Genomic DNA, 16,580 nt, shown 5'->3' on the forward strand with positions numbered 1-16,580 from the left:
ATGAATGGTGGGAAACAGGTCAGATGACCGGCACCAGGCCGCAGGGCAGCACTGGCCGCTCCGGGTCGCGGGTGATCCGCGTCCACGCCTGGTAGGTGCCGGCCGCGAGCGTCACGTCCGCATCAGGGCCGACCAGGATGCGGGCGTGTGCGCTCTCGTGGCCGCTGCTCTCCCACTCGGCGAGGTGCCACTGGCCCTCGAGCGGTTCGACGCCGGGCGTCGTGAACGCGATCTCCACGGGTTCGACGCCGGCGGCGCCTTCGACATGTACGCGCAGGTACTCGCGCGATTCACTGCTGATCGGATCCACCACGCCCCCTCGGGATTAGTGCAGGCGGGCAGACCAGCCGCGCCGGATTCGGTGGGCGCGCAGCACCGCCCAGATGCGGCCGATGTGGGTCGCGGTGGAGGTCTCGCTGGCCATGCCGACCGGGACGACGATGGACGGACCAGGGAAGAAGCGCTGCGCCTGACTCGTCTCGACGGCCTGGCTCACCAGGCGCCTCTTCACGCCGCTCACCGGCCGCGCCAGGCTCGTCTCGACGGCCAGGCCGACCGGCACCTTCTTGACCGGGCGGATCGGCCGGGCGTGCCCAGTGTCGATGGCTGACATCGCCTGCCGCCTCTTGGCTGGGCGGATCGGCAGCGCGACGTCGGTCTCGACCGCCTGGTAGACGCGGGCCTCGGCGCGCACCATGCCTGCGGTGTCGGTCTCGGCGACCCGGCCCACAGCGCGGATCTTGCTGCCCGTCGCGGGCCTCGCTTCGGCCTGCTCGTCGGCCAGGCCGACGTGCACCACCTTGACCGGCGTGACCGGCAGGGCGATGTCGGCCTCGCCGAGCAGCGACGTGGTCCGGGCCTTGAGCGCGGTTACCTGGCCAGCGGTCTCGCTGGCGGCCACCACGGCGACCGTGCCGCCTCGGGCGGCCGTGACAGGCAGCGCGGTGTCGAGTTCCTCGACGGGCGTGATGACCGGTGGTCCGGCGGGTGCACGCACCAGCACGGGGCGGTTCGGGTGGGATCTGCCAGCTCGAGCCACGGGCCCTCCCTTGCGGCTACCAGACCGAAGCCCGCTGGGCGGCAGCTCGCGGCAGGCTGATGGTGGGGCGGGAGACTGCGGCGGCGCCGGGCGGCGATCCGTAGGTGACGACGGCCAGGCCGGCGTCGCCGCCGAATGGGGGTGGCGGGAAGCCGCTCACGCTCCACGTGTACTCGCCAGCGGCCGGCGGGGTGGCCGAGCTGACGTTGCGCTTGCCGGTGACGCCAACACCGTTGCGGTAGTTCGTCAGCGTCGGCATGCCGCCGAGCGTCAGGTTGCCCGACACGTTGGTATTGCTGTGCGCGACGGCCACGAGCAGCCCGCCGGGCCCGTGATCGGGGATCTCCACGCCCATCGCCAGGCTGGTGGTGTCGTCCTCGACGGTGTCGGAGCTGAGCACGGCGGGGCAGTCGTCACGCTCCCACACCAGTACGTCTGCGTTGTCGATGAAGCTCGGCTCGACATGGAGGAGCGTCTCGGTGCCGTTGGAGATGATGGAGAAGATCGTGGCCGTGCCGCCACCTACGGTGTAGAAGGCGTTGACGGCGGCGTCCAGGACGAAGTTGCGGCTGGTATCGGCGGGGAGGTACAGACCGCCGGGTTCTATCTCCCCCGGGCAGATGATCGCGACGATGAGCCGCGATCCCGCTGCCGGCGCGGTGAACGAGATCTCGTGGGTGGTCAAGCCGCCCGAGCTGGTGTAGTTGGCGGCGACCCGGTTGGCCATGGATAGCCTCCTCGGGTATGCGACTGCTGAACCAGCCTGTGATCATCGCCTGCGCGCCCCGGTCCGGATCGACGATGCTGCGGGCGGTCCTCGGCAGTCACAGCCTCGTGCACGCGCCGCACGAGATCACCCTGACCGGCATCAGCGTCGCCGCGCCGCCGACCACCGCGACGCTCGGCATGCGGGCGCTCGGCTGGAAGCCGCCTGACCTGGAGAGCCTGTTGTGGGACCGGCTGCTCCACGCCGAGCTGCAGCGCTCCGGCAAGCAGGTGCTGGTCCACAAAAGCCCGCTGGACGTGCTGCACTGGCAGCGGATGGCCGACTGCTGGCCGGACGCCCGCTGGGTGTTCCTCCTGCGCCACCCGGCCGCGATCGCGGCCTCATGGTCGCGGGCCACGCACCTGCCACCAGCGGCCGGCGCCGAGCGGCTGGCCCGGTTCATGCGAGCGGTGACCGCCGCGCGGGCTGCTCTGCCTGGGACGACCGTCCGGTACGAGGAGCTGACCGCCGACCCGCAAGACCAGGTCCGGCGGCTGTGCGCCGAGCTGGGCCTGCCGTACGAGCCGAGCATGCTCGAGTACGGCGACAACCACCCGCAGCGCTGGCGGCGAGGGCTCGGCGACTGGAGCGAGAAAATCCACTCCGGCCGTGTCCTGCCCGGCCGCGTCATCGCCGACCTCGGGCTGCCCCTGGTTGACGAGCTCGCCGCCGAGTGGGGGTATCCGCGTCAGATGCGCTCCACCCACAGCGTCGCCATCAGCGACACGACGGCCGGGAACGTCGCCCGGATGCCGAGCACCGAAGACGGCGCGAAGTCCGGGCTGTCACCCAGCGGCCAGTCGTAGAGGACGAGCCCGCCGTTCGGCGTGAGTGGCCACGGGTCGACCGACACGATGCCCGTGGGCTCGCCGGTCAGCGTGTGCTGCGCGGTCAGCCCGTGCGGGATCGTCCGGCCGTACAGCTGCTGCACGCTCGCCGAGGTAGAGCTGGCACCCGCCGCCGTGGCGGTGATGAGTTCGATCACGCCGGGCACCGCCGCGGCGGAGACGCCGTTGCAGCCGATCCGGATCTTCTTCAGCTCCAGCCCGAACGTGCTGGGGATGGCCACCTGCAGGAGCGTCTTGCCCACGCCGGCCGCCAACGCCGTCCACGGGGCCTGGATCGTGTATCCGCACTTGGCCATGTCAGGCCGCCCGCAGGAAGCCCGCAGCGTCGATCTGCGCCACGATGTGGGTGCCGTCCGGGGTGACCAGGAAGTCATGCCCGCTGATCGGCACCACGTCGGAGTCCGGGGATGCCGGGGCGGGCCGGTAGCAGACCATCAGCTTGGCCCAGCCGTCACCGGCCAGCACGTTGTTCCACGTCTGGTCGGGGATGTCGAGGTCTACCCGGTCGTTGGCGTCGTCCGGCGCCCACGCGGCCAGGTCGGCGGCCACCAGCGCCTTGCGCGCGTAGCCGTCGTTGGTCACCTCGTTGGACGAGCCGCTCAGGATGGCGGCCAGGGTGTCGGCGTCCTGCAGGACGCCGTCGCCAGCCAGCCCGGTGGCGGCGAGCGCCACCACGAGCAGGGCAGAGCCAGTCGGATCGCTCTGCTTGACGCGGTGGTAGAACTCCACCCCGCGCCCCTTGGCGATGTTGCAGATGAAATCCACGCCCGTCTCCTCACGGTCGCTGAAACAGGAAAGGGAAGAGGGGGCGGCTACCAGCTCGCCGCGCGGTGGACGGCGGTCATCGACTGCAGGACTCGCACGCCGCCGCCGCCCGGCATGGGCAGCACTTCCAGCGCAACCCACTCCCAACCGGCGGTTCCCGTCCCTGGGGCGTCGAGGTTGAACGGGATCGACTGGTTGGTGGCCGACGCCGTCGCGGCCTTGCGCATGAACAGGCCGCCGCCGGGGTCGCCGTACACGGCGAGCATGCTGTAGCTCTCGTACACATCAGTGCTGGTGGGGGCATTGGAGTTCGAGATGCTGGTCTCGTAAGCGACGCAGAATCCGAGCGAGCCGGGCCCGGTGGCGGTGTAGGCGGCCACGTTGGCGTTGTTGGTGGCGACGGTGCCTCGCGTGATCTTGCCGAGCGGTGCGGACGGGTCTTGCCCGTCCAGCACCCACACCTTCAGCCCGCCCCAGGTGAAGTCCTCGCCGCCGCCCAGGATGGTGATGGCCGTCTTGTCGGTGGGGCAGGGCGCGGTCCAGACGTGAGCCCAGCCGTTGATGCCTGCCTGCCGCGCCGTCCACGTCAGCCCTCCGCCGGAGATCTCGAAGGACGACTCGGCGCCGCCCGCGAACCCGGCGACGAGGAACGAGCCAGCAGGCGCGTCGAACGCGGCGGTCTGAAGATGCATGACCTCATCGCCGGTCTCCAGCGCGGGGCCAGGCAGCAGTTCGATCGACACGGCCTCCCCTCCCTCCCGATGGTGTGCGAGTGGTCCTGGCCCGCGCCGCCCCTCAACAGCGCGGACTAGGACCACCGCAGGTGCTCGACGCGACGCCACGGGGACGGGCGTGCGGAGCGGCCCACCCCGGCCGCGAGATGCGGGGCGGACGTGTGGATGGTCAGTAGTTGCCGGTGACTGGCTCGAGGAGCTGCTGCCACACCGACTGGGTGGTGTAGACGATGTAGCGGGAGGCGTCCAGGCTGTGATCGTCGAGCTTGATCGGGGCGTCGTCGCCCTTCTCCGCCTTGCGGTCGTCCCAGCTGTAGCTGCCGACCTCGCCGAGCCAGCCCGCGCAGGAGCGGTGGACTCTGAGCTGGTCGGCGGCGATCAGGTTGGACACGGAGCGGATGCCGTCCAGGACGGCGTTGTCGCCGAGGGTGGGCACGAAGCCATCCCTGTGGAGCTGCGCCACAAAGCTCGCGGCGCTGGGGTCGACGATGATCCAGTCCGGGCGCACGCCCATCGTCCCTGGCCCGTACGGGTCCGGGATGTGGTCGAGCCAGCCGGTGATGCGCTCGGAGTACTCCGCGTCGGTGAGTTGCCGCCGCTCGGCCTTGCTGTCCCAGCGCCACTCGGAGGCCAGGACGAGGCGGCGCTGGCCGAAGTGGTCCGGGACGCTGACGCCGGCGAGGATCGCCGACAGGGGGTTGACCGTGCCGTAGTCGATGCCGACGCCGATCCACTTCTCTATTTGCGGAAGGGTGTCGATGATCATGCGGTCCGGGTCCCACATGTCGTAAATTGCGCCTTCAGCCATGCACCATTCGCCCAGAATGAAGCGGCGATACCACAGGCCGGTGTATTCCATCTTCAGATTGGCGACGTAGACCGGATCCAATGCCGGATTGTCGTCCAGAGTGAAGTGGAAATAGCGCATGTCCAGCTCGTTCACGCGCAAAATGAAGCGCTTGCGGAGCCAGTGGTTCGGCGCGTCCGGGTTGGTCGTTGCGAAAAGCTGAGCGCCCGAAACTGATAGGCGGGCGAGGAGCTGGTCCCAGAAGCCCTCCGGGATCAGCGACGCCTCGTCCACGTACGCGCCTGCGCAGGTCATACCACGTAGACGGGACTCCGATCGGACGTCAGCGGCCGAAACGATCTCGACCCGGCGACCGAGAACATTCGCAGTCGGAGCGCCCCGAGTATGGAAAATCCGACGTGCTACTGGGCCGGTCAGAGACGGATCCATGAGCGGCTCAAAGACGTTTCTGTAGATGGTGTCAGCCGTTTTACCGACAATGACTAGAGAACCACCGCGCGGCGCAGTCGCCACATAGATTAAGAATCGCAGAAGGGAGGCGATAGTTTTTCCAGATCTTACGCTTCCACTCCATAGATTTATGCGTGCTGTCGAATTCGCGATGCTTTTCTCTTGCGCGGGAGAAAGCGATACGACCGGGCCTAGCTTGCGCCCCTCCTCCGCCGTGGCCGTCGCAGGAGTGCTCACCGGCGGACCACCTCCCGGCGCGCTTCGAGCAGCTGCAGCGCCGCCGTGGCCTGCTGCGGGACGACGGTGTTGCCCAAGAGCCGGAAGATCGCCCGGCGCGACATGCCCAGGCCGGTCGCCCAGCCCGGCCGCAGGCCCTGCATCCACTCGACGAATCGCGGCGCGAGCCGCAGCCCCGTCTTGGCGCCGGGCTCGACCGGCTCCGGAGCGGGCCCGTTCAGGGCCTCCCAGATGGCGATCGCCGTGGCGTACTTTCCCCAGTCCACCCGTGCAGCAGCATGATCGCTGACTGCAGATCCAGGCCGCCGCCCCTGCTGCCCACGCTCGGCCCGCCAAAGGCCGAGACCGTGGGTGTCGGCAGCAGGGCCCTGGTGCTCGACCTGGTCAGCGAGGGAAACTGAGTGTCCCCCAGCTCTCCTCTTCTCCGCCGGTTGACTCCCGCCCCTCGTCCCCAGATTCGAGGTCGGCGTCGCCAGCAGCGCCCGCCGGGCGATCCCGCCCAGCAGCAGCTCGTCCGAGCGGTCCCCGCCGCGCGTCATCTGCCCGCCCGTCGCCAGCGCGGCCGTCGGCGTCGGCAACCGCACCACCGCCGAGGGCAGCATCAGGTCGCCGCGCGAGCCCCGCTGGTTCGGGCCGCCCTTGGAACCGTCCGTCGCCCTTGGCGTCGGCAGCCCACGCCACGAGGAAGACGCGCTCACGGAGGTGCGGGGCGCCGACGTCGGCAGCTCGTAGGCTCGTCCACGCCGCATCAAACCCTGCCGCGGCCAGGTCGCCGAGTACCACGTCGAAGCCGCGGTGCCGGAGTCCGGCGACGTTCTCCACGACGACGAGCCGGGGTCGAAGATAGCGAACGGCTTCGGCCATGAACGACCAGAGACCTGAGCGCGCACCGCCGATGCCCTCCTTCCGACCTGCCTGAGACGTGTCCGTGCAGGGAAACCCGCCGGCGAGGATGTCGATCTCGGGGACGGTGGCCCAGTCGATGGCGGAGATGTCGCCCAGGTTGCGCACGCCGGGCCACCGCTCGCGCAGCACCCGGCAGGCGTCGAAGTCGACCTCGGACTGCCACACCACCCGGCCGCCGTAGACAGCCTCGACAGCCAAGTCGAGCGCGCCAATCCCGGTGAACAGCGACCCGATCCGCGGGCCCGCACTCACCATCGGGCGGCCTCGAGCGCCGCCACGGCGCGCTGCAGGATCTCCTCGCTGCCCTCGACACCGATGGCGCGGCGGCCGAGCTGCACGGCGGTCCACAGCGTGGCCGCGCTGCCGGCGAACGGATCCACGACCAGGCCGCCGGGCGGGCAGCCGTACATGAGTAGCGGCTGGAGCACCTTGACCGGCTTCTGTGTGGTGTGGATGCCCTTGCCGAGCAGGTTCGGGTGGTGGATCACGCTGGAGTGCAGGCGGGTGCCGTCGTCGACGTAGACGCTGGGGCCGTAGTAGCCGAGGTGCCCGGCGCGGCCACCGCGCTGTCGAGTGGCGCCGATGGACGGGCCCTGCCGCAGGATGCGCGGGGTGGCGTGCCTGACGGCGTCCCACCTGCCGCGATAGAAGTGCAGCGCGTGCTCGTGGATCCTGCGGAAACGGTCCGTCATCGGATTCGTGCCGGTGTTCTTCTCCCACACGAGGTCCTGGCTGAACTTCCAGCCCGCCGCCTCGAACTCGGCCTGGTGCTTGAGGAACATCCGCATCGACCCGAAGCACCACATGGCGCTGGAGACGGTCGCGGCGGCGGCCACCCAGCCCTCGGGCCAGACGTCCCACTCAAGATCGGTATCACCGTAGGGCGGATCTGTGAGCACCAGGTCGGCCTGCACGCCGAGCTGCGGAAGGATCTCCCGGGAGTCGCCGAGGTACAGGGACAGGCCGTCGCGGCTCCAGTACGGGGCCAGCGTCACGCGGCCTCCTCGTCCTCTGCGGGCTCCAGCTCGTAGACGACGTCGGCTTCGACGGTGATCTGCTGGTTGCGGGTCTGAATCTGCTGGAACAGGGCGCCGAGCAGGCTGACCACGTCGCCGTCCTGAACGCCGTTGCGGTTGATCAGGTCCAGGCCGAGCAGCTGGCAGCGCCGATAGATGATCTTCTCGACGACTTCGACGGCCTTGGTGTCGCCGGTGATCGCCTTGCTCCACAACCCGGCCATCATGCGGTCCAGCCGGTCAACCTCGATCTGCAGCAGTTCCTCGCTGTTGAGCTGCTGGGCCTTCGCGGCGGCCCGCATCGCCCGGGTCAGGTCCTTGGAGACCGCGCCCGGCCCGGCGTACCCGAGCTGGTCGGCAATCATCTGCATGCTCATGCCGGCCAGGCGCATCTGTGTCGCCTTCTGACGGCGCTCGGCGATCTCGATCTGACGGGCTTTGCCCACGGTCAACTCCGAGCACCTCCCCCGATGTCCCAGATGTGCAAGACGAGCTGGCTGCCGCGCACGACCTCGCCGAGGCGCATGTCGGGGCCGATCAGCCGCGTGTGGTCGTCGTCGTCCAGCGCGCCGGCGTCGACCAGGCCGCCGTCCACGGCCGCCTTCGCAGACGGGTACCAGTTGCCCGGGTCCCGGCGGCGCCGGTCGCTCGGCCGCAGCTCGCAGATCACGTACACCCGCTCCATGTGCGGGATGCCCGCCTCGGCCGCGGCACGCTGGCCGGCCTCGCGCAGCACTCGGGTCAACTTCGCCCGCACCATCGGGTGGGGCCGCTGGTTGCTGTTGAGCAGCTTCAGGCCGGGCGGCAGCTCCACCGTCCAGTCCGGCGGAGGCGGCTCGTACCAGGCCCCCACCGTCAGCCGATCGCGCGGACCGACAGGCCCTCGTCCTCGAGCCGCGCGGCGAGCTCGTCGCGCTGCTCCTCCGACTCGCACGACACGATGACCGCCCACGCGCGCGTTATGCCGGCCACGACCACGCCGCCGCCGACACTGCCCTCGTCGTCCTCGTCCTCGTCCGGGCCCGCGACGAAGCTGTCGTCGAACTCGGCGCCCGGATCACCCGGACGTACCGGCTCCGTGGTCAGCGGGTCGGGCACCCGCGGCCGCGGGGGAGCGAGCGGCTCCTCCAGCATGCTCGCGTCGATCGCGAGGGCGGCGTCGAGGTCGGCGAAGTCGTCGGCGGTCCAGCCGGTGCCCTCAATAGTGGGCAGCGTGGACAGCACCGCGGCGAGCGCCGCGTCATCGTAGTGGCCGTACTCCGCTGTCCGGTTGTCGGCGAGCATGATGCGCTTGGCGGTCACGTCGTCGACGTCGAGCAGCAGCACAGGCACTTCCTTCAAACCCTCCTTGCGGGCGGCCTCCACGCGGTGGTGGCCAGCGATGATCCTTTTCGACGAGGCTTGAGCGATGACGGCGCCGTAGAAGCCGTTCGCGCCGATGCTTTGGGCGATCACGTCGCTGTCGCCCTTGTGCGGGTTGTCCGGGTGAGGTTCCAGCAGATCGATCGGGATGCTGGCGTAGGACTGCAGCACCACCTGGGGCTGCTGTTGCGCTTGCTTGCGCGCCAAAGGGACCTCCGTGAGGGGCCAGAATGAGCGGTATGACTGATCAGCAGCAGCCGGGGGAGCTCGACTCCGCCGCGCGTTTGGCGCAGGCGTTCGAGCAGGTCGGCAAGGCCGTGGGGAAGGCCGTGGAGGGGTGGGCAGCGCAAGGGGCGCTCGGATACGCCTATTGGGCCGACTACAAGGCGCTTTCCAAGGCGCTCAAGGGCATGACGAAGGAGCAGGTCGTCCGAACGCAGGCTGCCGCCAAGATCCTGGCGACGGCGTGCGACGTCGAGCTGCTACGCCCATCACGAAACGGTAAGTGAAATCACTTACTAGGAGTAATGAAGTCCGTGGTGGCCTCCGCCCAGGCGATGCTGTCTTGGCGGTAGGCCCCACACCATTGGGCCAGCTCGGCGCGGAGTGGCCTCTCCATGGATGGAGCCACCTCGACGCACCAGCAGGCATTCTGCCAGGGCAGATGCGGCGGCGAGAGCCAGAATCCGTGCTGGACGCCGGCGTACTTCATAAGGGCGAAGCCCACTTCGCGGACGAAGTCCGCCCACTCCCGCTGGCTGAGCTTGTCGTCGGAGTTGCCGATCGACACGTACACGGTCTTGCACGGGGGGCTCGGCTGGTCCATCACAGCTCCCACCGCTTCTTCATCGTTCTCATGCGGCCTCAGGGAGTCCGTAGCGGGCGGGGTTGAGCGCGATCTCGTGTCGGAGCAGGGTGCACGCCAGGATGTCCCACGTGCCGAACCGCACCGCGTCCTCGGTGACCGGCAGCGCAGCGCCCGTGACCGGCGCGAACGCCTCGTTGGCCAGGTCCATGGCCCACTCGACCTCCCAGGCCACGACAGGGCGTCGAGGTCCTCGCGGCCGGCCGATCGTGACCCGGTACAGGGAGAGCAGGACTTGCGTGATGCCGTCGTCGGTCTGGATCCAGCCGTACGTGGGCCCGTCGTGCAGGTCGCGGCGGCGCGTCTTCGGCCCCCACAAGCGGTCGAGCAGGCGGGAGAGCATGAAACCTCCGAGGGAAAGGGCCCTGCACGCGACATGCGCGCCGCCGTGGTGTGATCATGTGCGGGTGATTGCCGCCCCACCCGTTGTTGGCCCTCTACACCTGAGCGCGCCACGAACGGCGAACCGCAGCCAACCCCGATAACAGAAAGGGCCACTCGCGCTTACCCCCCGGAGCGCAAATGACCCATTCTGGCGATTAGCGTACGCACGGTTCACGAACCTCGCAACTCGGCACACACCACGCTTTCAAACCCCCGCGAAAGGAGCCCCTATGAAGCGATGGACCCGCCGCATCCCGCCCGACCAGGTCGCCGAGCTGAAGGCGTTCCGGCCGATCGCCTGCGCCGTGATCACGGTCTACTGCCTCGGCACCCTGCTGCGTCAGTACTTCTTCCCCGACCAGCTCAACCTGACCAGCAGCGAGCAATACCTCCTGCTCACCGCCGAGGCCGTGGCGCTGGTGACCGCTCGCGCCACCCACCGCGACAACCTGCGCAAGGGCGTCTACCAGCAGTAATGCCCATTGCTTATGGGGCTGCGCAGCCGCGTCGGCACGCAGCTAGGTTCTATCTCGATATAGGTCGCACACGATAATCCGGAGGCACCGTGGCCTCACCCATCCGCATGACCACCACCACCCGCAGCGTCCTGGACGCACTTCAAGCGGCGGCCCGCCAAGACTCACCCACCTACGGCCTGGAGATCTGCCGAATGACCGACCTCGGGGCCGGCACCGTCTACCCCATCCTCAGGCGCCTGGAGCGCATCGGCTGGGTCCGCACCTTCTGGGAAGAGGAGTCCCCCGACGCCCGCGGCCCACGCCGCCGCATGTACGAGCTCACCGGCGAAGGCCGCGCCGGAATCGCCGAAGCTCAGCGGAGCCGCCAGGTGCGCCGACTGGGGTGGATTACGTGAGAGTGCGATGGGCGCCGTACGAGCGTCACGGCGAAATAACGGACATCTCCATCGGCATGGAGGAGCGAGGGCCCGTGCTGATTGTGACATGGGGATGGGAAGGTAAGCGCATTACAGGGCCGTACCACCTGTTCAAGGATTGGAGCAGGCCCCTTGCTAGTTTCCAGCCAGGGGAGAACATGCGGCGGGTTCTCCACGAGCCCCTTAGCTACGAGCTCAACCACCTGCCGCCTCGGCTCAGTGACCACATCGTTAACATCATCGGTCTCTCCGAGCAGGAATTCGCGGAGTCCATCCACGAGCTCACACTGAATGCACACGTGCAGATGGAGCTGCCTCCTACGGCTAAGCGGCTCGTTGACGCGGCCTCCGCCGTCGCAGTCGAACCCGAGAGTTACGACGAATGGCGCAGCCACCTGCAGGAATTGGCGGACACAGGCACCCAGCTCGAGGTGGTCCGGTTTCTCATCGGCATCGTCTACGCCGGCCTGCACTCACGGGTGAGTTGGCTGGCTCGCCGGGCCGTTAGGCCAGGGGTCAGAGTTCTGTGCTGGGGATTGCGTTCCCAGGCCCGGACGTGGGCTGCGCTGTCTGCGCTGCTGCTGTGGTCGGGGCTGGAGACGGCCGCCGACACAGGCGTCGGCGCGGCGATTCTGGTTGTGCTAGCCGCCTTCAGTGCGCTCGTCTGGCTCGTTGAGCGACTGCGGAACCGATACGGCGCACACCCTCCCCGGAGCAAAAAGACACCTCCCGAGTAGGCAGGGGCGTAGCGACCGGGCGAGGTGGGATCGAATCCCGTATGGCCCGGTACCTCCGGCGACGTCCTCGGTTACCGGGCCTCCTGCAGGGCGGTCAGGTCGAACTCCCCTGCGCAGCCCCCGGCGGTGAAGGCCACCCACTCCGCAAAGGTAAAGACCAGGACGGGCCCATCCTGGTCTTTGCTGTCCCTGAGCGCGACGTTGCCGTTCGCCACAAGGGCGACCTCAACGCAGATGGATGCGCCGTTGCAGAATCTGCTCTTCTGCCATCAGGCCCGAGTCAGATCTTCAGGAACCGGGCGAGAGCGGCCACGATCTCGGGATCGCCGCCCACGCGAACCATCACGTACAGCACGCCCAATCCGATCACGGTCCTCATGAGGATCCGCAGGGCATTCGAGGAGAGCCACCAGCCGTCAGGCAGCGGGCTCTCGGGCTTGCTCGGGGGGAGCTCGGACATATCGCCTCCGCATGTGTCGGACCGCCCCGAGAGGAGGGCGCCGCCGTTGCGGCTCCCGACACACATGGATAGCCTGAAGGTGTTGGTACAGGCATTTAGCACGTCGAGCCTCCTCTCGAGGTCGGTGTTGAGTGCGACGAGAAGGGCTTGGAGCCGCTGCAACGGCTCGGGCCCTTTTTCGTTGCGTATCCAACGGTAGTACGGTTCCGCGACAGAACTCGGGAAAGGTTGAGCCGATCCGTGTTCCGTCCTCGTCGGGGGAGAGACCGGCGACCTTTAGGCTCCTCGCACACAGTCAGTCCGGCATTGATGTGGTGGTGGCGGTCCATCTTCACCCTCTCGCCCTCGTGCCTTTCTTGCGGTTTCCGTGAGGAGCGTGACTCACACAACGTATCGACATGGGTATCAACAATCACCTTTCCGCCTGGTCAATTTCCGCGTAACCGGTGTCAGATACAGCCCGTATGCACGTGTTGGCCGGGGCGAACGGGATAGACTACGCAGCGTAATTGTATAAACACGTGCGGGAATGCATCGGTGGTGATATATCAGTAATCCTCCTCCTCGTGGGGCTTGAGCAGCTCGGCCTCCCCCACCGCGAACTCCTCGGCCAGCTTGTAGACCAGCGACTCGTCCAGTAGCCCCAGTTTGCGCAGGTACCGGATCGTGGTCCGCGGGTCGGCGTGGCCCAACAGCTCCTGAACCTTGTGCAGCGGCACGCCCGAGCGCAGCGCGTGCGTGGCCACCGCGCCCCGAATGCCGTGGGTCGAGAGCTGACCCCAGTGCGGGACACCGGCCAGCTTCGCGATCCGCTGCACCGTGCCGAACATGGCCTGCTGCGACACCGGCTTGCCGCTGTCCGTCTGGAACAGCGGTCCCGCCTCTACCCCTCGGAAGTCGAGGTAGTTGTTGATCGCCGTCCACGCGTACGGCGGCACCGGGAACCGCAGCCAGTTCCCGTCCGGGCCCTTCACCGGCAGGTCGATCACCCTGTGCCCGTCGTCCCAGCCGAGGGCGCCCAACTCCACCGTGGTCACGCCGCCGACCCGAGCGGCCGTCACCATGAGCATGCACAGCATCGCGTACGTGCGCGCCGAGGCTGCCGCCCAGGAGCGCGAGCCCGCCCCCGCCTCGTACTTTTCCCGCTTGGCCTGTGCTTCCTTCTTCGCCCAGGCCAACATCGCGTCGAGCTGCGCCTTCGACAGGCCGCGCGTCTTCGAGATCGTGGGCGACTTCGGCCGGTCCATGCCGGCGAACGGGTCGCGCAGCACCGCTCCCGCCCGCAGGAGGTAGACATACAACGACGACGCCGCGGCGATCCTGCGCGCCCTGGTCGCTGGCTTCAGGCCCTGCTCCCGCATCGCCTTGGCGTACATGTCCGCCTCCGCCGGGGCGACGTCAGCCGGGTCCACACCTCGCATGGCCAGCCAGAACAGCCACCAGGACACGTCCTTGGTGTAGCCCTGCTGGGTCGTCTTCGAGGTGCGGCGCTCGCTGCCGAGCCAGCCGTCGACCACGCCGGCCGCGACATCGCTCATGCCGAGCTGGCGCATCAGATCCTTCAGGTCCACCACCGTGCTGACCGGCGCCCGACCGCGCACGGGGATGGGCTGGGCGCCGCCCGGGAAGACGACCTCCCCTGACAGCACCTCGGCCGCGACCTCCAGGTCACTGGCCATCCGCCACCAGCTCCTCCGCCTCGTCCAGGAAGATCTCCACCAACGTTGGCGCGTCGATCCACAGCGCAAACAGCGCCCGCGCGCGGAGATTCCGCACCTCCGTGTCCGCCACATTAGCGAGCGCGGCCAGACGCGCCTCGAAATTGCCCTTCGGCGTGATCAGCTCCATAGCCTCTCCAAACATCCGCTCATGGGATGAATAGGCCCACCCTGCTGAGGGAAGGCCCGATAATCCGACCCGGGGGGTCGCCCCACAGGGGGGTGGGGGCAGGCCGGTCCGGGCCTGCCCCTCCGGCGGTCAGGGCTTGGACTCGTCCCAGGTGTAGGAGGGCCGCCAGCCGGGATCGTCGTCGTCCCGCTCCCGGCCCGCCTCCACACCGTCGTCGTAGGCGGTCCGCTCGATCTCGTCCTCGGACTCCCAGGACCGCGGCGGCAGCGCCGGCGGGCGCACCTCGTCCGGGGGCTCGTCGTCCGGGTGCGGCTCCGGCGGCAGGTCCGAGGGGTCGTCCGTCCCAGGGCCGTCCTCGATCTCTTCCCCCTGCATCAGCAGCATCGCTGTCCAGTCAGCCTGCCGACGCTGACGCTCTCGTTCCTCGGTTACGTCGGCCACGCCGAGGTAGTCGAGCAGCACGGCCAGGTCCTTGAGCGTCTCCGGCTGGTGCTGCCGCCACGCGGTGAAGACCTCCGGCCAGTCGGTCAGGGCCGCGAGCTGCCCGTACGACAGGGTCATCTCCACGCTGGGGTCGAACGGAGCCTCGCGGTCCCGGAAGGTGAGGGTCCACCAGCTCTCCGGCCGGTCCGTGTAGCCGCCAGTCACCACGACCCGGTCACGCGTCCAGTAGTACGTCACGATCATCGTCAAGCCCTTTCGAGGGGGCAGGGGCAGCGCGTGGGCGCTGCCCCTGGGGTTAGAGGGTCTGGTCAGCCCTCGTGGGCGAGCTCCAGGCGGTAGTCGCCGCAATTCCACTCGTGGATGCGGCACCAGCCGTCCGTGTCAAGAGCGCATCTGCCGCCGGGGGTCATCGGGCAGCCTGGGCGATCGCGTCTGCCGCGTCCAGGCTGAACAGGACGCCCAGCGCGGTGTGGAAGATGAGGATCGCTCTGGCGTCGTCCGCAGGCGGCTCGGTGGGCAGGTCGTCGCGGCCGAGCTCCTTGCGCTGGTGCCAGCCCTCGCGGGCCTCGATCGCGCAGGCGGCGAGCGCCTCGGCTGCGCTCGGGTGGGTGTATTCGTCGATGCCCCGGCCGCCCTCGTAGCGGAGGGTCCAGATCTGCGGCGGCATCTCCTCCCAGCAGCGGGTGTGGTCGTAGCCTTGGGGCTCGCCGTCGCACCGGGCCCACATGGTCTCGCGCTCGGCCCAGGTATCGCCGTCGCGGTGGAGGACCGTGACGGTCTCGCAGTTCAGCTCTCGCGACCGGGCGTAGGCGGCGGTCTCGGTGGCGTAGTACGGCTCCAGCCGGTCTCCGGGTCGGCGGAGGGCCCAGGCGGGACGGTAAGTGGCATCACTTACTGCGGTGGCGTTGGTCATCTCGTGCCCTTTCGCGAGAGGGGGCCGCGTGGCCGGAGGTCGTCATCCCGTCCGGCGTGGCCCCGATCATGATCAACATCTAAGCGTTGATCTTTGATGATCTTACCATGATGATCTTATGTGATAACAGACATTGACACATAAAATTAACGATCATGTTCGGGCGGCCGGGAAGGAGCTGGCGCGCGCAAAACCTCCGCGCCTCCGCGAGAATGGAACCCATGCAGCCGAGAGCAATGTCGCGCGTGATCCCGTGGAGCCCTCAACAGGTGCTGACTTTCAGAATCGGTGAGCTCATCCGGTCGCAGGACCACGACGGAATTCGTGACGTGGTCCGGAAAGCTCTCCCGGAGACCACGCTCACTGACCCGCAGATCGACAGGCTCGCTGACGCACTCACCGCCAGGGCCGAGGCCGCAGCACTCGTCGAACGCCCCCGCCAACGGCGCCGCGAGTGGATGCTCCTCATCGTCGGCCTCATGGCCGGCGCGCTCGTCTCCATCCCCATCGGCATTTGGATCAACAGCATCACTTGAGCCCCACACCGAACGCCATCCCGGCGCGGAGCACGGTGAAAACAAACGCGTTCGGAGTGCGCGCGATCATGAATCGCGAGAGGCAGACTAGAAGCGCTAGATGCAGAACCGCGGGACCGCAGGCTCCAGTCCCGCGAGGGCCATGCCCCTTCGGCCCCTTGTTGGAGAAAGGTCACTGAGAGTCCCATATCGGCAACACCACAGGCCACATCGTGTGTGCGTACACACGATCAAGAGCGACATCGTCGATGGAGCCGACGAGGTGGCCGCGTGGAGTTACTGACGTGGGAGACCACAGTGAAACTCCGAGAAGTCCGGCCGGCCATCGACCACATCAGCGAGATCATCGAGGGGATCCGCAACCTGATCGACGACGGCGTCATCAGGACCCTGCTCTCAATCGGCGGCGTGCTCCTCATCTGGAACGGCGTCTTCGGCCAAGCTCAGCCAGCACCAGCAGCCCCCATAGTCGTCACTCCCACCGTCGTCATCAGTACGACGGCAACTCACGCGAGTGACTCATGCTCCAACAGCCCAGTCGCGCCAGCGCCTTCGCCTACAGAGCCA

Annotated in this window: 27 protein-coding genes and 1 pseudogene; 7 read left to right on the forward strand and 21 right to left on the reverse strand. The window is 68.3% G+C overall.

Going from position 1 to position 16,580, the window contains the following annotated elements; translation table 11 throughout:
- Positions 1–19: 19 nt before the first annotated feature.
- From V5E28_RS38235 to V5E28_RS38245, 3 genes are read right to left on the reverse strand one after another with little or no spacing between them, the layout of a single operon-like run.
- Positions 20–310: a hypothetical protein gene (locus V5E28_RS38235; RefSeq protein WP_336214402.1), complete on the reverse strand. Its 291-nt coding sequence runs from the start codon at positions 308–310 to the stop codon at positions 20–22.
- A 15-nt stretch (positions 311–325) separates the two neighbouring features.
- Positions 326–1,039, reverse strand: coding sequence for a hypothetical protein (locus V5E28_RS38240; RefSeq protein ID WP_336214403.1), 714 nt, complete (start codon positions 1,037–1,039; stop codon positions 326–328).
- A gap of 16 nt (positions 1,040–1,055) precedes the next feature.
- A complete protein-coding gene (locus V5E28_RS38245) occupies positions 1,056–1,766 on the reverse strand; it encodes a hypothetical protein (RefSeq protein ID WP_336214404.1) in 711 nt (236 codons plus the stop codon).
- A gap of 17 nt (positions 1,767–1,783) precedes the next feature.
- On the opposite strand from V5E28_RS38245, the gene V5E28_RS38250 reads away from it, so the two are divergent.
- Positions 1,784–2,611 carry a sulfotransferase family protein gene (locus tag V5E28_RS38250; protein ID WP_336214405.1) on the forward strand — a complete coding sequence of 276 codons (828 nt, stop codon included), beginning with the start codon at positions 1,784–1,786 and terminating at the stop codon, positions 2,609–2,611.
- Here V5E28_RS38250 and V5E28_RS38255 read toward each other — a convergent pair.
- From V5E28_RS38255 to V5E28_RS38275, 5 genes are all read right to left on the reverse strand, one after another.
- The gene (locus tag V5E28_RS38255) at positions 2,494–2,949 is read right to left on the reverse strand and encodes a hypothetical protein (protein WP_336214406.1); all 456 of its coding nucleotides are present in this window, start codon (positions 2,947–2,949) and stop codon (positions 2,494–2,496) included. The genes V5E28_RS38250 and V5E28_RS38255 overlap by 118 nt on opposite strands.
- A gap of 1 nt (position 2,950) precedes the next feature.
- Positions 2,951–3,418, reverse strand: a complete 468-nt coding sequence (locus V5E28_RS38260; protein ID WP_336214409.1) for a hypothetical protein — start codon at positions 3,416–3,418, stop codon at positions 2,951–2,953.
- Between the two features lie 47 nt (positions 3,419–3,465).
- Entirely contained in the window at positions 3,466–4,161 is a 696-nt protein-coding gene (locus V5E28_RS38265; RefSeq protein WP_336214411.1) for a hypothetical protein, read from the reverse strand.
- Between the two features lie 160 nt (positions 4,162–4,321).
- Positions 4,322–5,647 carry a PBSX family phage terminase large subunit gene (locus V5E28_RS38270; RefSeq protein WP_336214413.1) on the reverse strand — a complete coding sequence of 442 codons (1,326 nt, stop codon included), beginning with the start codon at positions 5,645–5,647 and terminating at the stop codon, positions 4,322–4,324.
- Entirely contained in the window at positions 5,644–5,913 is a 270-nt protein-coding gene (locus V5E28_RS38275) for a hypothetical protein (protein ID WP_336214415.1), read from the reverse strand. Before V5E28_RS38275 ends, V5E28_RS38270 begins: the two co-directional genes overlap by 4 nt.
- Positions 5,914–5,925: 12 nt before the next feature.
- On the opposite strand from V5E28_RS38275, the gene V5E28_RS38280 reads away from it, so the two are divergent.
- The gene (locus tag V5E28_RS38280) at positions 5,926–6,048 is read left to right on the forward strand and encodes a hypothetical protein (RefSeq protein ID WP_336214418.1); all 123 of its coding nucleotides are present in this window, start codon (positions 5,926–5,928) and stop codon (positions 6,046–6,048) included.
- Here the strand turns inward: V5E28_RS38280 and V5E28_RS38285 are convergent.
- From V5E28_RS38285 to V5E28_RS38305, 5 genes are read right to left on the reverse strand one after another with little or no spacing between them, the layout of a single operon-like run.
- The gene (locus V5E28_RS38285; RefSeq protein WP_336214419.1) at positions 6,032–6,808 is read right to left on the reverse strand and encodes a DNA cytosine methyltransferase; all 777 of its coding nucleotides are present in this window, start codon (positions 6,806–6,808) and stop codon (positions 6,032–6,034) included. The two genes, V5E28_RS38280 and V5E28_RS38285, sit on opposite strands and share 17 nt — an antisense overlap.
- Complete coding sequence (locus V5E28_RS38290; RefSeq protein ID WP_336214420.1) at positions 6,802–7,548, reverse strand: DNA-methyltransferase; 747 nt, start codon at positions 7,546–7,548, stop codon at positions 6,802–6,804. The genes V5E28_RS38285 and V5E28_RS38290 overlap by 7 nt, the downstream gene beginning before the upstream one ends.
- Positions 7,545–8,021, reverse strand: a complete 477-nt coding sequence (locus tag V5E28_RS38295; protein WP_336214421.1) for a hypothetical protein — start codon at positions 8,019–8,021, stop codon at positions 7,545–7,547. Before V5E28_RS38295 ends, V5E28_RS38290 begins: the two co-directional genes overlap by 4 nt.
- On the reverse strand, positions 8,018–8,422 hold the full coding sequence (locus tag V5E28_RS38300) for a hypothetical protein (RefSeq protein ID WP_336214423.1): 405 nt from the start codon (positions 8,420–8,422) through the stop codon (positions 8,018–8,020). Before V5E28_RS38300 ends, V5E28_RS38295 begins: the two co-directional genes overlap by 4 nt.
- Before the next feature lie 2 nt (positions 8,423–8,424).
- Positions 8,425–9,138, reverse strand: coding sequence for a ParB N-terminal domain-containing protein (locus V5E28_RS38305; protein WP_336214424.1), 714 nt, complete (start codon positions 9,136–9,138; stop codon positions 8,425–8,427).
- Positions 9,139–9,170: 32 nt separating this feature from the next.
- On the opposite strand from V5E28_RS38305, the gene V5E28_RS38310 reads away from it, so the two are divergent.
- Entirely contained in the window at positions 9,171–9,440 is a 270-nt protein-coding gene (locus tag V5E28_RS38310; RefSeq protein WP_336214426.1) for a hypothetical protein, read from the forward strand.
- A gap of 2 nt (positions 9,441–9,442) precedes the next feature.
- On the opposite strand, the gene V5E28_RS38315 is transcribed toward V5E28_RS38310, so the two are convergent.
- Together V5E28_RS38315 and V5E28_RS38320 are read right to left on the reverse strand one after the other, a co-directional pair.
- Positions 9,443–9,757 (reverse strand): hypothetical protein, encoded by a 315-nt coding sequence (locus tag V5E28_RS38315; protein WP_336214428.1) that lies wholly within the window; start codon positions 9,755–9,757, stop codon positions 9,443–9,445.
- Positions 9,758–9,785: 28 nt separating this feature from the next.
- Entirely contained in the window at positions 9,786–10,139 is a 354-nt protein-coding gene (locus V5E28_RS38320) for a hypothetical protein (protein ID WP_336214429.1), read from the reverse strand.
- Between the two features lie 271 nt (positions 10,140–10,410).
- Between V5E28_RS38320 and V5E28_RS38325 the strand changes: the two genes are divergently transcribed.
- The 3 genes from V5E28_RS38325 to V5E28_RS38335 all read left to right on the forward strand — a co-directional run bounded on the left by V5E28_RS38325 (position 10,411) and on the right by V5E28_RS38335 (position 11,812).
- Positions 10,411–10,656: a hypothetical protein gene (locus V5E28_RS38325; protein ID WP_336214430.1), complete on the forward strand. Its 246-nt coding sequence runs from the start codon at positions 10,411–10,413 to the stop codon at positions 10,654–10,656.
- A gap of 89 nt (positions 10,657–10,745) precedes the next feature.
- Positions 10,746–11,054, forward strand: a complete 309-nt coding sequence (locus tag V5E28_RS38330) for a PadR family transcriptional regulator (RefSeq protein ID WP_336214432.1) — start codon at positions 10,746–10,748, stop codon at positions 11,052–11,054.
- Complete coding sequence (locus V5E28_RS38335) at positions 11,042–11,812, forward strand: hypothetical protein (RefSeq protein WP_336214433.1); 771 nt, start codon at positions 11,042–11,044, stop codon at positions 11,810–11,812. Before V5E28_RS38330 ends, V5E28_RS38335 begins: the two co-directional genes overlap by 13 nt.
- Before the next feature lie 71 nt (positions 11,813–11,883).
- On the opposite strand, the pseudogene V5E28_RS38340 reads toward V5E28_RS38335, so the two are convergent.
- The 6 genes and pseudogenes from V5E28_RS38340 to V5E28_RS38365 form a co-directional block, all read right to left on the reverse strand.
- Positions 11,884–12,069 (reverse strand): annotated as a pseudogene (locus V5E28_RS38340) (DUF397 domain-containing protein); the annotation flags it as partial.
- Positions 12,070–12,092: 23 nt separating this feature from the next.
- Positions 12,093–12,272, reverse strand: a complete 180-nt coding sequence (locus tag V5E28_RS38345) for a hypothetical protein (protein ID WP_336214435.1) — start codon at positions 12,270–12,272, stop codon at positions 12,093–12,095.
- A gap of 548 nt (positions 12,273–12,820) precedes the next feature.
- Positions 12,821–13,951: a tyrosine-type recombinase/integrase gene (locus tag V5E28_RS38350; protein WP_336214436.1), complete on the reverse strand. Its 1,131-nt coding sequence runs from the start codon at positions 13,949–13,951 to the stop codon at positions 12,821–12,823.
- On the reverse strand, positions 13,941–14,120 hold the full coding sequence (locus V5E28_RS38355; RefSeq protein WP_336214438.1) for a hypothetical protein: 180 nt from the start codon (positions 14,118–14,120) through the stop codon (positions 13,941–13,943). The genes V5E28_RS38350 and V5E28_RS38355 overlap by 11 nt, the downstream gene beginning before the upstream one ends.
- A 129-nt stretch (positions 14,121–14,249) precedes the next feature.
- Positions 14,250–14,807, reverse strand: coding sequence for a hypothetical protein (locus tag V5E28_RS38360; protein WP_336214439.1), 558 nt, complete (start codon positions 14,805–14,807; stop codon positions 14,250–14,252).
- 163 nt (positions 14,808–14,970) lie between these two features.
- Positions 14,971–15,477 carry a hypothetical protein gene (locus tag V5E28_RS38365; RefSeq protein ID WP_336214440.1) on the reverse strand — a complete coding sequence of 169 codons (507 nt, stop codon included), beginning with the start codon at positions 15,475–15,477 and terminating at the stop codon, positions 14,971–14,973.
- Positions 15,478–15,746: 269 nt separating this feature from the next.
- On the opposite strand from V5E28_RS38365, the gene V5E28_RS38370 reads away from it, so the two are divergent.
- Positions 15,747–16,013, forward strand: a complete 267-nt coding sequence (locus V5E28_RS38370; protein ID WP_336214442.1) for a hypothetical protein — start codon at positions 15,747–15,749, stop codon at positions 16,011–16,013.
- Positions 16,014–16,580 lie beyond the last annotated feature (567 nt).

This window comes from Nonomuraea sp. LPB2021202275-12-8 (assembly GCF_037044575.1).
In the GTDB taxonomy this organism is placed as follows: Bacteria; Actinomycetota; Actinomycetes; order Streptosporangiales; family Streptosporangiaceae; genus Nonomuraea.

Coding starts and splice junctions, on each gene's coding strand:
- V5E28_RS38245 (WP_336214404.1), bottom strand. CDS start 1,766: ATGGCCAACCGGGTCGCCGCCAACTACACCAGCTCGGGCGGCTTGACC.
- V5E28_RS38250 (WP_336214405.1), top strand. CDS start 1,784: ATGCGACTGCTGAACCAGCCTGTGATCATCGCCTGCGCGCCCCGGTCC.
- V5E28_RS38255 (WP_336214406.1), bottom strand. CDS start 2,949: ATGGCCAAGTGCGGATACACGATCCAGGCCCCGTGGACGGCGTTGGCG.
- V5E28_RS38280 (WP_336214418.1), top strand. CDS start 5,926: ATGATCGCTGACTGCAGATCCAGGCCGCCGCCCCTGCTGCCCACGCTC.
- V5E28_RS38285 (WP_336214419.1), bottom strand. CDS start 6,808: ATGGTGAGTGCGGGCCCGCGGATCGGGTCGCTGTTCACCGGGATTGGC.
- V5E28_RS38310 (WP_336214426.1), top strand. CDS start 9,171: ATGACTGATCAGCAGCAGCCGGGGGAGCTCGACTCCGCCGCGCGTTTG.
- V5E28_RS38315 (WP_336214428.1), bottom strand. CDS start 9,757: ATGGACCAGCCGAGCCCCCCGTGCAAGACCGTGTACGTGTCGATCGGC.
- V5E28_RS38320 (WP_336214429.1), bottom strand. CDS start 10,139: ATGCTCTCCCGCCTGCTCGACCGCTTGTGGGGGCCGAAGACGCGCCGC.
- V5E28_RS38325 (WP_336214430.1), top strand. CDS start 10,411: ATGAAGCGATGGACCCGCCGCATCCCGCCCGACCAGGTCGCCGAGCTG.
- V5E28_RS38345 (WP_336214435.1), bottom strand. CDS start 12,272: ATGTCCGAGCTCCCCCCGAGCAAGCCCGAGAGCCCGCTGCCTGACGGC.
- V5E28_RS38350 (WP_336214436.1), bottom strand. CDS start 13,951: ATGGCCAGTGACCTGGAGGTCGCGGCCGAGGTGCTGTCAGGGGAGGTC.
- V5E28_RS38355 (WP_336214438.1), bottom strand. CDS start 14,120: ATGGAGCTGATCACGCCGAAGGGCAATTTCGAGGCGCGTCTGGCCGCG.
- V5E28_RS38360 (WP_336214439.1), bottom strand. CDS start 14,807: ATGATCGTGACGTACTACTGGACGCGTGACCGGGTCGTGGTGACTGGC.
- V5E28_RS38365 (WP_336214440.1), bottom strand. CDS start 15,477: ATGACCAACGCCACCGCAGTAAGTGATGCCACTTACCGTCCCGCCTGG.